Below are 17,138 nucleotides of genomic sequence, written 5' to 3' on the forward strand. Positions count from 1 at the left end.
AACGATGGCAAACATAATTAAGATTGCGGATTTTTCAGATGAGGCACTTGATTTTTATGTGCGTGAAAAAGAGGCGCAGTTAAAACACCGCCCGGCGCATGGCAGGGGGATGTTTATTGCGGAGAGTCCGATTGTCATTGAGAGAGCACTGGCAGCTGGGTATGAGCCGGTATCATTTCTCATGGAAGAAGCGCACATTGGAAAGCAGGGGCAGGAATTTATTGCAAAATACCCGGAGATTCCAATTTTTACAGCACCGTTTGATGTGTTGACAAAAATTACAGGTTTTAAACTCACGAGAGGGATGCTTTGTGCGATGTATCGCAAAGAACTTCCATCTATTGAAAGTGTGTGTCGGATGGCAAGCCGGATAGCGGTTTTGGAAAACGTTGTGAATCCGACGAATGTGGGGGCGATTTTTCGTTCGGCGGCAGCACTTAATATAGACGCTGTTTTACTGACCCCCGCATGCAGCGACCCTTTGTATCGCCGTGCAATACGAGTGAGTATGGGAACCGTATTTCAGATTCCGTGGACTTTTCTACCGGATGATGAAACGTATGTGAGTAAGCTGCAGAAAATCGGCTATAAAACGGCGGCAATGGCACTGTGTGAGGATACGGTTTCAATTGCGGATGAGAAACTGAAAGAAGAAGAAAAACTTGCCATCATTTTAGGAACCGAAGGAGAAGGTCTTATGCCGCAGACAATAAAACAAAGTGATTACACCATCAAAATACCGATGGCACATGGCGTTGATTCGCTGAATGTAGCCGCGGCTAGCGCAGTCGCTTTTTGGGAGTTAGGAAATAAGGAGGCAGAACGATGATAAGACATATTTTATTTTGGAATTACACGGAGAAAGTGAAAGAGGAGCATACACAGGAGGAGTCCCTTCGTTTTATGCAGCAGTCAGTGGCTACGATGAATGGAAATATAGAGGGACTTTTGCATGCAGAGATAAACCACAATTTTGCCGGTGGCTATGACCTTGTTTTTTATGCAGAATTTGCAGATAAGGAATCGTTAAAGAAGTTTATGAACCACCCACTTCATGTGGCACATAGAGAAAAATGCAAGGAAATTGTGACTGACCGGTTATGTGGCGATATCGTCAGTGAATAGAGAAGATGACACGTAAGAAGGAAAAGCAAAAGAACATAACATGCTTTCCGAACTTGCATAAAAGGTATCGATTCGCTATAATGGGGACAATGACGTTTGAAAGGAGAATTTAGTAACATGAAAAAGAAATTTAGTTTTCTGCTTGTATTGGCAGTTCTTGTAATGGGGCTTAGTGCATGTGGAGGTTCAAAATCTGACACAACGAGCGAGACAAAGGCGAAAAAGGCCCCAAAAGCTACGGAGACAGCCGAGGTAACAAAAGAGCCGGAATCGAAAACAACGGATACAAAAGGTAAACATCATGCCAAAATCAAAGTAAAAAATTATGGCACGATTGAAGTGGAATTGGATGGTGATACAGCACCGATTACGGTAGCTAACTTCATCAAATTAGTGAATGATAAGTTCTATGATGGATTGACATTTCACCGCATTATTTCAGGCTTTATGATTCAGGGTGGTGATCCGTTAGGAAACGGAACCGGTGGTTCAGATGAGACGATTAAAGGTGAATTTTCTTCCAATGGAGTAGAGAATAACATATCTCATAAAAGAGGTGTGATTTCCATGGCGCGTTCGTCAGACCCGGACAGCGCAAGTTCCCAGTTCTTCATTATGCATCAGGATTCAACCTATTTGGATGGTGAGTATGCTGCTTTTGGAAAAGTGACAAAGGGAATGAAAGTTGTCGATAAGATTTGTGAAGATGCCACTCCGACTGACGGTAACGGCACGATTGAAAAAGCAGACCAGCCGGTCATTGAAAGTATTCGTATGGTGGATTAAATAAAATCGTGTCTATTGAATAACGATGGAAGCACAGGTTAAGTCTTCCGAAAGATTGTAAACAATGCCGCTCTTTAGTCCTACGACGGTGGGACGAAGGACGGCATTTGGTTTATTTTCGACAACGCGGGCCTGTTCGCCGTTGCTCAGTGAAACCGTTGTATCAACCGGATAGAGAATGACGCTCTCCATGAAACTGCGCATGGCAGTGATATCTAACTCGGCGGTCATTGACATAATCATTTCCACGGCGGTGCGCTGGGAAAATGATTTTTTGTAAGGACGCTCGGTTACTAGAGCGTCGTAAACGTCCGCAATGGACAGAATTTTTGCATAAGGTACAATTTTATCAGAAGCATATCCAAATGGATATCCGGTTCCGTTCATTTTTTCATGATGCTGCAGTACGGCAAGTGAAATAGCACCGTGAAATTCTTTTTTCTCTTTTAAGATATTATAGCCAAGTTCGGAGTGCTGTTTCATAATAGCAAATTCTTCATCGGTTAAGCGAGCCGGCTTGTTTAAAATTTCGGATGGGATTTTTGATTTTCCCATATCGTGTAAAAGTCCGGCGATACCGATATTATAAACATCTTTGCTTGACATGCCCAAGTTTCTGGCAATAATCATGGAGATGGTAGCGACATCCACACTGTGCTTAAACGTATATTCATCGCTTGTTTTGAGTGCACTGATATCAACCGCCAAAGCGTCGTTGTGGTCAATGGCGTGAATTAAGTCATTTGTAATTTTTGCGGAAGTGTTTGTGAATTCCGGTGAGTCTGAATTGTTATATAAATACTGGATTCCCTCGGACACGCGTTTTTTAACACTCTCTGATAAATAAACTTTTCTTGGATCTTCTGTGCGGTATTTTTCGATTTTATTGCGTACAAAAGGGGTGAGTGTTTCTTCCTCCGGTTTTTCCTCCGGGTCTTCCTCACCTGTCTTTATGTATACTCCGTGTATGCCTCGTTTTTTCAGGCCTTCAATCAAATAAGCATCCAAAGCAGAGCCACGGGCAATGAGTGTACGGTCCAGTCTGTCTTTGATAACCTGGTCAATCTGCATGCCCTCTTCTAGTTTGGAAGTTGGTACATAAAATCGCTTAATCAATGAAATCCAATCTCCTTTAATGTTTCTGTTAGTAGTATAACATAAATGGGGGCTTGTTCCAACTGTTTGCCCGGAGAAAGTTGAAAAAAACAGATAATGAAAATAATTCACTTCAAAAGTGAACAAAATTAAACATTTTCGCTTTACATTTGTTTTTCCTACGATATAATAGGATATGCTGGGTCAAAACGTTATTGAGAAAATTTTGCACCCAATGGATGAAGGATAGAAGGAGATTTGAGAACGATGAAGAACGGTATCGAAATCAGATGGCACGGCCGCGGCGGCCAAGGTGCCAAGACGGCAGCACTTTTGCTTGCGGATGTAGCGTTCAAAACGGGTCAGAACGTGCAGGGATTTCCGGAATATGGTCCGGAGCGTATGGGAGCACCGATTACGGCGTACAACCGCATCAGTTCCGATGTGATTCGCGTACATTCAAACATTTACCACCCGGATTATGTGGTAGTTGTAGATGAGACGCTTTTGGATTCGGTTGATGTGACAGCCGGTTTGAAGGAAACCGGTGCAATTATTATTAATACACCGAAAAAGAGAGAGGACATGATTCCGAAACTCAATGGCTACAAAGGTCGTGTTTATGCGATTGATGCCAGACATATTTCCGTGGAGACATTAGGAAAGAATTTTCCGAATTCACCGATGTTAGCAGCAACGGTAGCGGTCAGTGAAGTAATGGAAAAAGAGACTTTTATTCATGAAATGAGAGCTTCTTATGAACATAAATTTGCAAAGAAACCGGAAGTAATTGACGGTAATATGGAAGCGTTGGAGCGTGCCTTTGACGTTGTTTCCATCGATATTCAGAAAGATAAGGAGGCAATGGCGTGAGAACAGATGTTACAAAAATCAACGAAAAAACACCACATCAGGATTTGACAGAAGGCTTGATGGTTTTTGCGGGTGGCACTTCAAAACTTTTTAATACCGGTGAGTGGCGCACGAATACCCCGATTTATGTTGCAGATAAATGTAAACAATGCCTGCTCTGCACCCCGGTTTGCCCGGACTGCAGTATTCCGGTTAAAGATGGAAAGCGTGGCGAATTTGACTATGACCATTGTAAGGGCTGCGGCATTTGTGCTAAAGTATGCCCATTTGGCGCAATTGAGATGAAGGAGGGAAATATCTAATGGCAATTAAAGAACGTATGTCAGGAAATGAAGCGGTATCGTATGCAATCCGCCAGATTAATCCGGATGTCATGCCGGCATTTCCAATTACTCCTTCGACGGAGATTCCACAGATGGTTTCTACCTATATTGCAAATGGTGAGATGGATACCGAGTTTATCCCGGTGGAGAGTGAACATTCTTCCATGAGTGCAACGATTGGTGCCGAGGCAGCAGGTGCGAGAAGTTTGACGGCTACTTCTTCTGCAGGACTCGCACTTATGTGGGAAGAACTTCTTCTTGCCGCATCGAATCGTCTGCCACTTGTTATGGCGTTGGTAAACCGTACATTATCCGGTCCGATTAATATTAACTGCGACCACTCCGATGGTATGGGCGCAAGAGATACCGGCTGGATTCAGATTTACGCAGAAAATAATCAGGAAGCGTATGACAACTTTATTCAGGCATATCCGATTGCGGAAGATACGAGAGTGCATCTTCCGGTTATGATTTGCCAGGATGGATTTATTACAAGCCACGCTGTGGAAAATATTACGCTTTTGGAAGATGAAGCGGTCAAAAATTTTGTCGGTGAGTATCATCCGGAAGAATTTTTGTTAAATCCCGGCAAACCGATTGCGGTAGGACCGTATTCCATTTCTAATTATGCGATGGAAGCAAAGAAAAATCAGGAAGTGGCTCTTGAAAATTCAAAAGAAGTTATCAAGGAAGTTGCCAAGAAATACAAAGAGCTGACCGGACGTGGTTTTGAGCTTTTTGAGGAATATAAAACGGAAGATGCCGATTACATTATGTTAATTATGGGTTCGGCAGCAGGAACTGCGAAAGAGGCTGTGGATGAACTTCGGGCAGAAGGCAAAAAAGTCGGTGTACTCAAACTTCGTGTATTCCGTCCATTCCCTTCAGAGGAAATTGCAAAAGCTTTAGCAAATTGCAAAGCAGTTGCCGTTATGGACCGTTGTGAGAGCTACAATGGCAATGGCGGACCGCTTGGCAGTGAGGTGCCGGCAGCCTTGTTCAAAAATAAAGTTATGATTGAAGCAGTAAATTACATATACGGTCTGGCCGGACGTGATTTTACCATCAAAGATGTAAAAGATGTATTCGCGGAATTAGAGGATATGATTGAAAATGGCAAGACAGTAGAACAGTACCAGTATATCAGACTGAGAGGATAAACGGAGGATAGTATGAGTGATTATCGTTTAAAAACTATGATGGAAAAACCAGAGAGATTGGCTCCGGGACATCGTATGTGTGCCGGCTGTGGTGCAACAATCGCTGTACGTGCCGTACTTCGTGCTCTGCATGAGGGAGACCACGCAGTCATTGGTAATGCGACCGGATGTCTGGAAGTTTCTTCTTTTATGTATCCATACACCGCATGGGAGGACAGTTACATACATAATGCATTTGAAAATGCAGGTGCCACATTGAGTGGTGTTGAGACTGCTTACCGTGCCTTGAAAAAACGCGGCAGACTGCCGGAAGACGAAACATTTAAATTTATTACATTTGGTGGAGATGGCGGAACTTACGACATCGGTTTCCAGTCCTTGTCCGGTGCGATGGAGCGTGGACATGACATGGTTTATGTCTGCTATGACAATGGTGCCTATATGAACACCGGTATCCAGCGTTCTTCGGCAACACCTATGTATGCGGACACAACGACAACGCCGGTTGGCAAGCAGTCCGTAGGTAAAATGCAGAACCGCAAAGACTTGGCAAGCATCATTGCTGACCATGACGTTGCTTATGTTGCACAGACAACAATGACAACGGATTTTAAAGATTTGCATCGTAAATCCGAAAAAGCCATCTACACAGAAGGCGCAAGTTTTCTGAATGTAATGACACCATGCCCACGTGGCTGGCGTTACGACACAGCAGATATCATGAACATCTGTAAACTTGCCGTAGAAACCTGCTACTGGCCACTCTTTGAGGTAGACCATGGCAAATGGATTCTTTCCTATGAGCCAAAGAAGAAACTTCCAATCGAAGACTTCCTTCGTGTTCAGGGACGTTTCAAACACCTCTTCAAAAAAGGCAACGAACACCTAATCGAGCAATTCCAGGCAGAAGTAGACCGCCGCTGGGAAGACCTACAGTATAAATGTGCACGTTAGGCTTAAGCCGTGCAATAAGGAAAATACCGTCACCTGCATACTTGTGCTTGCACAAAAATGTGTAGGTGTCGGTATTTTTATTATTATAGGGCGCAGCCCGTGAGCGCCTATCGCGAAGAGATAGGCGCTGCACGGCTTAAGAAGGATCGTTTCATCTAGCATAGGGCGCAGCCCGTGATAAGGGATATCGCGAAGCGATATCCCTTATGCGGCTTAAGGCGAGGAAAAACAGGTGGCGCAGCCCGTGAGCGCCTATCGCGAAGAGATAGGCGCTGCACGGCTTAAGAAGGATTCTGGCGGTCATTACAAGGCATGTTCGCCGGAAGAAGGGCTGGCAACTTGCTAAAACAACGCTAACTTGCTCCAAAGCCAAAAAACGTTGCATATTCACCCCCATTTTGTCGGATTTATCTCAATTTTTCCGAGAAAAACAACGCTTTTTTCTGGACTTTTAAGAAAGAGTTGCATGAAATGGAAAAATAGTTGTAAGCAAAGCAACCATAAGGCAGAAAGTTTGGGAAAAGCGTTGCTTTGGGTGGAGAATTGTCTTGCAGGAATGTTTGACATAAATATAATTTGATGCTAATATAGTGATAGAAAATGTGCTACCGCATATAGACGGTTAGCCTGATTTTTTGGTTACAAGAGTAACTGCCAAAGTTTGCAGACCAGGCGGTTACTCTTGTGTTTTATTATTGCTCTTGGAACCAACGGTATAACCAAGAGCAAAGCAAGTAATACATAAGCTGATTATGGCTATAAAGAGTTCCGTTGTAAGCATAAGCACAATCCTCCTCAGGAGATTTCCGCAAAGGATTTCTATGTAAACGCAAGCTAATACTCTTGCGACGAAGGCGAACCGCCTACCGAATAGGGTAGCACTGACAATATCTTATCAAACATGTGAATAAAAATCAATCCTTTGTGTGATTCTATTTATAATATGAGATAACTGTAGCTTGCGACGAAAATGAAGTAATAATTGACGTTACTGTTAAAAATCGTTAATATAGTAGTATAAAAATCGAGTAAAGCGAAAGAACACGTGAGGAGGAAAACATGTTACCAGCAGTAGTGAAAAACAAAATTGAACAGATATGGCTTGATGTCATTGCGGGAGGAGTATCACAGCCGACCGAAGTTATTGAGCAGTTAACATATCTTATGTTTGCAAAACAACTTGATGAGCATGAAGCAGATATTGAAACTGCCGAATTGCTTTCAGGGGAACCACAGAAACATATTTTTGGGGATTCTAAAGAAGAACAGGCATTGCGGTGGAGAAATTTTAAAGGGATGGAAGCTAGAGAACTTCACAAACATTTTGTTGAACATGTCTTTATTTTTCTAATCAATTTGAATCAGGATGAAAATTCCGCGTTTTCAAGATATTTGAAACATGCAACATTCAAAATTAATGAACCATTGGCATTACAAAAAGTTATTATTGGCTTAGATGACCTCTTTGAAAATGACATTAAAGGTTTAGATATGCAGGGAGATTTATACGAGCATATGCTTGGAAAATTAAATTCTGCGGGGCGGCTTGGTGCATTTCGAACACCGAAGCATATTCGTGATATGATGGTAAATCTTATGCAGCCAACACCGGATATGAAAATTTGTGACCCAGCGTGTGGTACGGCAGGTTTTTTGATTTCTTCGGCAGAATACATACGAACTCACTATGGAAATAAAATGACCGAGGAGCAATGGAAAAAATACGCAACGGAAACATTTACGGGATTTGATACGGATGAAACTATGTGTCGTTTGTCCTGCATGAATCTGATGCTTCATTCGGTTACGAATCCACAGTTGAATAAGCAGGATAGTGTGTCAAAAGATTACATGGTGAAAGATACCTACGATTTAGTCCTTGCCAACCCACCTTTTAAGGGAACATTAAACAAGGAAAATATTAGTGAATCACTGTCTGCAATTACTAGTACAACGAAGACTGAATTGTTGTTTGTTGCACTGTTTATTCGTCTGCTTCGGGTAGGTGGCAGATGTGCCTGCATTGTGCCAGATGGTGTTTTGTTTGGTTCTTCAAAGGCTCATAAAAATCTACGTAAAGAATTGGTGGAAAATCAATACTTGGAAGGTGTTATTTCCATGCCATCCGGTGTATTTAAGCCGTATGCAGGGGTGTCTACCGCTATTTTGATTTTTACGAAAACAAATGCCGGGGGTACCGAAAAAGTTTGGTTTTACGATATGAAGGCTGATGGTCATTCGCTGGATGATAAGCGTCAGCCAATTGAGGAAAATGACATTCCGGATATTATTGAGAGATTCCATCATAAAGATAACGAGGAAACTCGCGAAAGAACGGAGCAGAGCTTCTTGGTTGACAAGCAGGAAATTGCCGACAATGATTATGATTTATCGATTAATAAATATAAGAAAATTGAGTATATCCCAGTGGAATATCCGCCGACAGAGGAGATTCTTGCTGAGATTGAACAGTTGAACGAGCAGATTGCGAAGGAAACGAAAGAATTGCGCGAAATGCTTGCAAAATAAGAAAGAAAGGACCTCACAAATTGAGGTTTGCAGTGCTACGAGTAGTTATCAAAAAAGTTAAAAAACAGAATACATGTTTGACATAAAAGCGGTTAGATGCTAATATAAACATAGAGGTGCTACCGATAGATGGTTAGCCCAATATCAATTTGGTTTTATAAAAATAACCGCCAAAGTTTACTGGACTGGGCGGTTATTTTTGTGCTTTATCATTGCTTTTACAACCAACGGTATAACCAAGGGCAAAGCAAGTGATACATAAGCTGATGATGGCTATAAAAAGTTCCGTTGTAAGCATAATAAAATCCTCCTTTGGTAGATTTCTGTAAAAAGATTTCTATGTAATCAGAGGTCACAGTCCTCTGCAAAAGGACTAACCGCCTACCGTAAAGGTAGCACCAATTATATTATAACAAACATATGTTCTGTTTACAATACAATTTGATAAAACGGTAAAGAATATTGTTCGTAGCCTGTAGAGGCATGAGGAAGATGAAATATAAATTGAAAGATATATTTGATTTGCAGATGGGAAAAACGCCATCAAGGGATAATGTAGATTATTGGAATACAAATGGTTATAAGTGGATCTCAATTGGAGATTTATCTACAACCGAAATGTATATTTCAAATACTAAAGAACATCTTTCTGAAAAAGCTGTTCAGGAAAGTAGAATAAAATTAATTCCTCGAAATACAGTAGTTATGAGTTTTAAATTATCTATTGGAAAAACTGCGATAACAGCAGAGGATATGTATTCTAACGAAGCAATAATGGCTTTTCATGACAAGCATGTTGTTGATATGTTACCTAAATACATTTTTTATTTGTTTAAGTACAGAGATTGGGATAAAGGAAGTAATAAAGCTGTAATGGGAAAAACTTTAAATAAGGCTACATTGTCGGAGATTGAAATAGAGTTGTGCTCTCTAGAAAAACAAAAGGAAATTGTAAAGGTATTAGATAAAATAATGGGCAGTTTGGCTGGGAGAAAGAGTGAACTCTTGCTGCTTGACGACCTTATCAAAGCCCGATTTGTCGAGATGTTTGGGGATATAAATATAAACGATAAGAATTGGAATTGTGAGCCATTGGGAGAACTTTGTACTATTGTTAGAGGCGGTTCGCCAAGACCGATAGAACAATTTTTAGGTGGAGATGTTCCGTGGATAAAGATAGGAGATGCTACTGATGGAGACAATATTTATTTAAATTCAACAAAGGAGCATATTATTCAAGAAGGTGTAAAGAAGAGCAGACTTGTTAAGCCTGGTAGCTTGATATTTGCAAACTGCGGAGTTTCATTAGGATTTGCAAGAATAATTACATTTGAAGGTTGCATTCACGATGGTTGGCTAGCAATGGAAGATATAGATGAAAGACTTGACAGAGTCTTCTTATTGCAAGCTTTAAATCAAATGACAGAGTATTTTAGAACAATAGCTCCAGCAGGAACACAGCCTAATTTGAATACTGCAATTATGAAAGCATATATGCAGGTTATTCCACCTATTGAGTTGCAAAGAGATTATATTAGGTTTGTTCACCAAGTCGACAAATCAAAAGTTGCAGTGCAAAAGGCATTGGATGAAACGCAAACATTGTTTGATTCATTAATGCAGGAATACTTTGGATGAGTATAAGAAAATAAAATAGTTAAATTCTGGAATTATGCAAGTGTGTTAATATTATTTGTAATATTAGCACATTTGTTTTTTCTGGATACTTGACCTTCGTGCTTATTTTGCGCATAATATAAGCGCAAAACATGGAATTTCAAATATGAATTGTAAGTGCAGGGGATGGATGTGGGTACCAAAATAAGGAGGTACCAATATGGAAGAGAAAGTAGTTACAATTTTAAATGAGATGTCGGAGTATCTATCGATACCGCAGATGAAAAAGCTACAGGAAGTAATGGTTAACACATTTGCGGAAAATCATGCAGACACCAAGAAAATTGAGAACAAAGAATTTTTGCAGATGTTTTTGGATGCAAAAAAGATTGAGGGGTGTTCAGAGCGGACAATTCAATATTATCGTGTGACGGTGGAGCATATGTTGTCTTGCATTGAAACAGAAGTGCGTAAAATAACAACAGAAGAAATAAGAGCGTATTTGGCAGATTATCAGCGATTAAATAGTTGCTCTAATGTAACAATTGACAATATCCGAAGAAATATATCCAGCTTTTTTTCGTGGTTGGAAGAAGAGGATTATGTTCTGAAAAGTCCGATGCGAAGGATACATAAAATTAAAACCAAGACTGTTGTTAAAAATGTAATAACAGATGAAGGAATCGAAAAACTAAGAGATAATTGTGAAGAAATTCGCGATTTGGCAATTATCGATTTGCTGTATTCAACGGGGATTCGAGTGGGAGAGCTTGTTAATTTAAATATTGATGATATTGATTTGGAAGGGCGGGAATGTGTTGTGTACGGAAAAGGAGACAAAGAGCGAAAAGTTTATTTTGATGCAAAGGCGAAGGTTCATTTGAAGGAATACATAGAGAGGCGAACCGACCAAAATGAGGCATTATTTGTGACGCTTGATGCGCCGCATGATAGATTGAAAATAAGTGGTGTAGAAATCCGGCTTCGCAAACTCGGACGCCGGCTTGATTTGGAAAGAATTCACCCACATAAATTTAGGCGGACTATGGCAACGAGAGCAATTGACAAAGGAATGCCAATTGAACAGGTGCAGAAAATTTTGGGACATTCGCAAATTGATACAACGATGCAATACGCGATGGTGAATCAGAGCAATGTGAAGACATCACACCAGAAGTATATGGGATAAATGGAAATCTGGGGAAGTGGGGGGCAGAAGTATTTGATAAGTAGTGACCGCACAAATATAGGTCTGTTTGGCGGTCACGCTTGTTTTTAGATTAATAATGAGAAGTTCCTTTAGCTGCAAGAGACAAATTGAGGTTTGCAGGGATGTGTAGATGAGAGTTAAGTTAAGCGATATAACACAATATTCCAAGGGAGTCCAGATAAATGGTGACGAACTTGTAGATAATGGAGATTATATCTATTTAAATGGCGGAATTAATCCATCTGGAAGATGGACGGAATCCAATGTTGGTGCCAATACAGTAACGATTTCTGAAGGTGGTAATTCTTCTGGTTATATAAATTATATTACTGAACCATTTTGGTGTGGGGCACATTGTTATTATTTGTTCAACGGACCAAAGAATACAAAATACCTGTATTATGCATTGAAAAGTCAACAAGATCGACTGTTAGCTATTCGTTCTGGTGCTTGCATGCCCAATATTAAAAAGTCTGATTTGGGCAAGTTTGAATTTGAATTTGATATTAACGAGCAAAAGCAAAATGAAATCGTTGCAACATTATCAAGGGTAGAGAATGTAATTGCATGTCGGAAAAGAGAATTAGAACTACTTGACGACCTTATCAAAGCCCGATTTGTCGAGATGTTTGGGGATCTGGCAAATCCAGAATGTTCATGGGATAAGTGTAAATTTGTAGATGCTTGTGCGGATAAAGATGATATAAAATGTGGACCATTTGGTACTCAATTAAGCAAGGATGAATATACGACATCTGGAATTGCTGTATGGGAGATTCCACAGATTAACACAGCGTTTTTGTCTGAGCCGACACATTTTTTAACAGAAGAGAAGGCCGAGCAGTTAAATTCATATACAATCATTCCTGGAGATATTGCGATGTCACGAAAGGGAAATGTTGGAAAATGTGCACTTTTTCCTAATGATTATCCAGATGGAATTATTCATTCAGATGTTTTGAGAATTCGTGTGGATCGTGAAAGACTAAATCCTGCATTTATGGTGTGTCAGCTACATTTTAGCGGATTTGTTACAAGACAGATTGAATTAGTGAGTTCTGGTGCAATTATGGCGGGAGTGAATGTTACCAAATTAAAACAGATTTATGTGCATGTTCCGCCGATGGATTTACAAAACCAATTTGCCGACTTCGTTCGCCAAGTCGACAAATCAAAATTGATGTTTCAAAAGTTACATCAAAAATTAAACATTTTACGGCAAAAAGCAGGAAATATTTAAGTACAAATCAAAATTTGTAGTCATATAATTTGATAGATGCAATACAAATTGTTTTTTGTGTGCGAAAGTAAGCGGTTCTATATTCTCAAATACAATGAAAAACTAAGTTTGGAAGGATTGGGTTTGTGACAAATGTTCGCTGCCGATTCCTTTGGATTCCAGTAATTCCGTAGAAAAACTTTGTGCCCACGAGACGCAAAGTTTTTCTACGGAATTACTGAAAACAAAAAAGTGCCAACGAACACTTGACACAAACAAATGAATACAGATGTTTGACATAAACATAGTTTGATGTTAATATGGTGATAGAAAAAGTGCTACCGATAGACGGTTAGCCTGATATTATTTCGTCAAAAATAACTGCAAGTTCATCAGACTGGGCGGTTATTTTTGTGTTTTATCATTGCTCTTAGAACCAACGGTATAACCAAGAGCAAAGCAAGTAATACATAAGCTGATTATGGCTATAAAGAGTTCCGTTGTAAGCATAAGCACAATCCTCCTCAGGAGATTTCCGCAAAGGATTTCTATGTAAACGCAAGCTAATACTCTTGCGACGAAGGCGAACCGCCTACCGAATAGGGTAGCACTGACAATATTTTATCAAACATGTGAATAAAAATCAACAATCTATATAGTTTTATTCAAAATCTATAATAAACTAAGCTCACAAAATACTCATAAAATCCACCCAAATAATTGACAATACCCTAAAAAATGGTAAAATTTAAGAGATAGTAATGACACAAAGGGAAACAAGTTATGATATCCGAATAAGGTAGTCAAAAGCAGAGGACGGAATGGATAAAATTCCGAGAGGAGGAGTTTACAAATGGAGACAAATTTTTCTTTTCTTGAATCAAAAAAAGAATATGAATTATTTGCAGGGGCGTGTATTGATGCAGAGTGCATTTTAGAATCTTCGCCGGTTATGAGTGCCGTGGCATCGAGAAAAGCATTGGAACTTGGGGTGAAGTGGGTTTATTCGATTGATTCTGCATTAAAACCAATTGGGTATCGGGAAGGTTTACAGTCTTTGCTGCACAATAATGGGTTTCCATCGTTGATGGATTATACTTTGTGGAAACGATTGCAGTACATTGTCCGCAACGGAAATCAATCCGTGCATACATCCAAAGGTCTTTCCAAAGATGATGCCATTCTTTCTTTAAATATTTTGTTTGATTTTGTAGAGTGGATTGATTATTGTTATGGACGTGATTATGAAGAACGCGAATTTGCAGAGAATAAAATTCCAAACAAGACAAAAGTAGCAGAAAATATAGAGGACCGTTACAAACAGGTTTTAAAAGATGTCCAGAAAAATACAGACAAGATTGTAGATGAAAAGGACAAAGAAATTGCTCGTCTCCTAAAGGCAAATGAGGAACTTCAGCAGGAGATGCAGAAAAAGAAATCCCAGAACTTGAAAACGCGCGAATATAGTTATAATCCGGATATGTCAGAATGGACGACCAGAAAAAGATATATTGATGCGGATTTGAAAGCAAATGGTTATGTGTTTGACCAAACTGCTAAACGTAATTGTGTTGAAGAAGAGTACCCGGTTACCGGGATGCCAAATGTAACAGGAACGGGATATGCTGATTATGTAATCTGGGGCGATACCGGAAAAATTATTGCCGTAATAGAGGCAAAAAGAGCAAGCGAAAGTGCGGATAAGGGACGCAATCAGGGGAAACTTTATGCAGACTGTATCCAAAATATGCAGGGGTCACGGCCGGTTATTTTTTATACAAATGGATTTGAAACATATCTATGGGATGATGTAACAAGTGCGCCAAGAGTGGTCAGTGGTATTTTTCCGCAAAAAGATATTGATGCCATGATTTCACGGAGAACAATTGTTAAGCCGGTTAGTACAATTCCTATTAATGAGGACATTACGAATCGTTTGTATCAGTTGCGGGCGGTTACCAAATGCTGTGAAAACTACGAAAAAGGAATTCGTAAATGTCTGCTTGTTATGGCAACCGGAACCGGTAAAACAAGAACAGCGGCTTCTGTTGTGGATGTCATGACAAGAAGCCAGATTATGGGGCGGGTTTTGTTTTTGGCAGACCGGAAAGAATTGGTTAAGCAGGCGAAAAATTCATTTTCATCGTGCTTGCCGGATATGACGATGTGTAATTTGCTTGTAAATAAAGAAGAGAAAAATGCAAATATGGTGTTCTCTACATATCCGACGATGTTGAATGCGATTGATAACATGAAAAATTCGGATGGTTCGCGATTTTTTTCACCGGGACATTTTTCATTAATTGTGATTGATGAGGCACATAGAAGTATTTTTAATAAATATAAGGCGATATTTGAGTATTTTGATGCGTGTCTTTTGGGATTGACAGCAACTCCGAAAAACACGATTCATCAGTCAACGTATGAGTTTTTTGATATGAAAAATAATATGCCAACGGATGTTTATGAATACAATGAGGCGGTTTATCAGAACCATGTATTGGTGCCATATCATTTGATTGAAACATCGACTAAGATTGCTGATGATGGATTGACCTATGAGAAACTTGACGAAGAAGAGCGGGAGCAGTATGAAGATGAGTTCTGCGAAGATGACGGCTTGGTTGACCATATTCCGCCGGAGAAAATTAATACCTATATATTTAATCGGGATACGGTTGATATCATGATTTCAGATTTGATGAATCATGGAATCAAACATAAAAATGGAAATCATGTTGGCAAAACGATTATTTTTGCACAGAATAAAAGACATGCAAAGTATATTATTGAGCGGTTCGATGTACTGTATCCGCAGTACAAAGGAGCTTTTTGTAAATTAGTTGTTTGTGATGAGCCATATGCAGAGAAAAATTTGGAGGATTTCAAAAAGCCGGATGAATATCCTTTTATTACGGTGACGGTTGATATGCTGGAGACCGGTGTGGATGTTCCGGAGATTACGAATCTTGTATTTGCAAAAAAGGTATATAGCAGAATTAAGTTTGAACAGATGATTGGACGAGGTACCAGACTTTGCGAGAATCTTTTTGGAGAGGGCAGAGACAAGAAGGAGTTTTATATCTTTGATTATATGCGTAATTTCCAATTTTTTGGCGAGAATCCAAAGGGAAAAGAGCCGGGAGTAAGTATTGCTCCCGTGTCGGCAAGATTTATACGTATGGTGCAGATTATTAGACAGCTTCAGAATGCAAATTATGCACAGGAAGAATATCAGATTATCCGTGAGAATTTGGTTGATCATGTGGTTGGTGATATTCAGGCGATGAGTACAGAGCGTGTGGAAGTGCGTTTAGAGGCTCGTTATGTGGAGCAGTATAAAGCCAGACAGCAATATGAGTGTTTGGATGATATGAATAAAGAAGAGATTATCAACCACCTTGCAAAACTTGTTGTGTCAGGAGAAAAAGACGAGGCCGCCATTCAGTTTGACGTGAGTATGTATGGTATCATGTTGGAGACAATGACGGGAGCAAAGTCGCTTGGTAGATTAAAACGTTATGTTGTGAAAAATGCTAATATACTGTTGAAGGATAGTGCGACTATTCCGGATGTAAAAGCGAAAATACCGGAACTGACTGAACTTACGCAGGAAACTTATTGGAATCAGAAGGATATTCTTAAGTTTGAAAAAACGAGGAAATCGCTGCGTGATATTATGAAATTTATTCCGCCTGCGAAAGTGGATATTCACTATACCAATTTTGCGGATGAAAAAACGCTTTGGAGTGAGGGCGGCAAGGTGGATATGGGAACCTCTGATTTTGAAGATTATAGAGAAAAAGTAAATGAGTACATAGCAGCGCATAGAAATGAGCCGGCTATTAATAAACTTCTTTATAATAAGCCAATTTCAGCGGATGATTATAAGGAATTGGAAAGAATTTTCACGGAGGAACTGGGAACGGTAGAGGATTACGAAATGAATTATCAGGATACGCCGTTTGGCTTGCTGATTCGTAAAATCGCAAAAATGGACCGGGATGCAGCATATGCAGCGTTTGCGGCGTTTATTGCGAAAGAGCGGCCGAATGCGGAACAGATTCATTTTATTGAACAGGTTGTGGACTATGTGGTTGAGAATGGATATGTGAATAATGTACTGGATTTGATGAAAGCACCATTTGATCGTCCTTATAAATTCAGCGTGATATTTACACGTGAGGAGCAGTTAGAATTCGTGAAAATTATTAACCAAATCAAGGACAATGCCGTTATTGCATAGT

Annotated in this window: 13 protein-coding genes; 12 read left to right on the plus strand and 1 reads right to left on the minus strand. The window is 39.9% G+C overall.

Translation table 11 applies throughout. From position 1 onward, the window contains the following. Positions 1-4: 4 nt before the first annotated feature. From DW005_RS07200 to DW005_RS07210, 3 genes are all read left to right on the plus strand, one after another. Entirely contained in the window at positions 5-829 is an 825-nt protein-coding gene (locus tag DW005_RS07200; protein WP_117478728.1) for an RNA methyltransferase, read from the plus strand. Next, a complete protein-coding gene (locus DW005_RS07205) occupies positions 826-1,125 on the plus strand; it encodes a Dabb family protein (RefSeq protein WP_117478729.1) in 300 nt (99 codons plus the stop codon). Before DW005_RS07200 ends, DW005_RS07205 begins: the two co-directional genes overlap by 4 nt. Before the next feature lie 117 nt (positions 1,126-1,242). Next, a complete protein-coding gene (locus DW005_RS07210) occupies positions 1,243-1,911 on the plus strand; it encodes a peptidylprolyl isomerase (RefSeq protein ID WP_117478730.1) in 669 nt (222 codons plus the stop codon). A gap of 12 nt (positions 1,912-1,923) precedes the next feature. Here the strand turns inward: DW005_RS07210 and DW005_RS07215 are convergent, their stop codons facing one another. Beyond that, the gene (locus DW005_RS07215) at positions 1,924-3,027 is read right to left on the minus strand and encodes an HD-GYP domain-containing protein (RefSeq protein WP_242989384.1); all 1,104 of its coding nucleotides are present in this window, start codon (positions 3,025-3,027) and stop codon (positions 1,924-1,926) included. Positions 3,028-3,273: 246 nt separating this feature from the next. Here DW005_RS07215 and DW005_RS07220 point away from each other — a divergent pair, with 246 nt between their 5' ends. From DW005_RS07220 to DW005_RS07260, 9 genes are all read left to right on the plus strand, one after another. Next, positions 3,274-3,879: a 2-oxoacid:acceptor oxidoreductase family protein gene (locus DW005_RS07220; RefSeq protein ID WP_022377269.1), complete on the plus strand. Its 606-nt coding sequence runs from the start codon at positions 3,274-3,276 to the stop codon at positions 3,877-3,879. Next, the gene (locus DW005_RS07225; protein WP_022377270.1) at positions 3,876-4,181 is read left to right on the plus strand and encodes a 4Fe-4S binding protein; all 306 of its coding nucleotides are present in this window, start codon (positions 3,876-3,878) and stop codon (positions 4,179-4,181) included. Before DW005_RS07220 ends, DW005_RS07225 begins: the two co-directional genes overlap by 4 nt. Further along, positions 4,181-5,362, plus strand: coding sequence for a pyruvate ferredoxin oxidoreductase (gene porA, locus DW005_RS07230; RefSeq protein WP_117478731.1), 1,182 nt, complete (start codon positions 4,181-4,183; stop codon positions 5,360-5,362). Before DW005_RS07225 ends, porA begins: the two co-directional genes overlap by 1 nt. A 12-nt stretch (positions 5,363-5,374) precedes the next feature. After that, positions 5,375-6,316 (plus strand): thiamine pyrophosphate-dependent enzyme, encoded by a 942-nt coding sequence (locus DW005_RS07235; protein ID WP_117478732.1) that lies wholly within the window; start codon positions 5,375-5,377, stop codon positions 6,314-6,316. A 1,059-nt stretch (positions 6,317-7,375) separates the two neighbouring features. Beyond that, positions 7,376-8,845, plus strand: coding sequence for a class I SAM-dependent DNA methyltransferase (locus DW005_RS07240; protein ID WP_117478733.1), 1,470 nt, complete (start codon positions 7,376-7,378; stop codon positions 8,843-8,845). Positions 8,846-9,328: 483 nt separating this feature from the next. Further along, positions 9,329-10,483, plus strand: coding sequence for a restriction endonuclease subunit S (locus DW005_RS07245; RefSeq protein ID WP_117478734.1), 1,155 nt, complete (start codon positions 9,329-9,331; stop codon positions 10,481-10,483). 199 nt (positions 10,484-10,682) lie between these two features. After that, positions 10,683-11,651, plus strand: coding sequence for a site-specific tyrosine recombinase/integron integrase (gene xerA, locus DW005_RS07250; protein ID WP_117478735.1), 969 nt, complete (start codon positions 10,683-10,685; stop codon positions 11,649-11,651). A gap of 151 nt (positions 11,652-11,802) precedes the next feature. Further along, positions 11,803-12,912, plus strand: coding sequence for a restriction endonuclease subunit S (locus DW005_RS07255; protein ID WP_117478736.1), 1,110 nt, complete (start codon positions 11,803-11,805; stop codon positions 12,910-12,912). 832 nt (positions 12,913-13,744) lie between these two features. Then, entirely contained in the window at positions 13,745-17,137 is a 3,393-nt protein-coding gene (locus DW005_RS07260; RefSeq protein ID WP_117478737.1) for a DEAD/DEAH box helicase family protein, read from the plus strand. The last annotated feature ends 1 nt before the right edge of the window (position 17,138 follow it).

Source organism: Clostridium sp. AF36-4 (genome assembly GCF_003435975.1).
GTDB lineage: Bacteria > Bacillota > Clostridia > Lachnospirales > Lachnospiraceae > Eubacterium_F.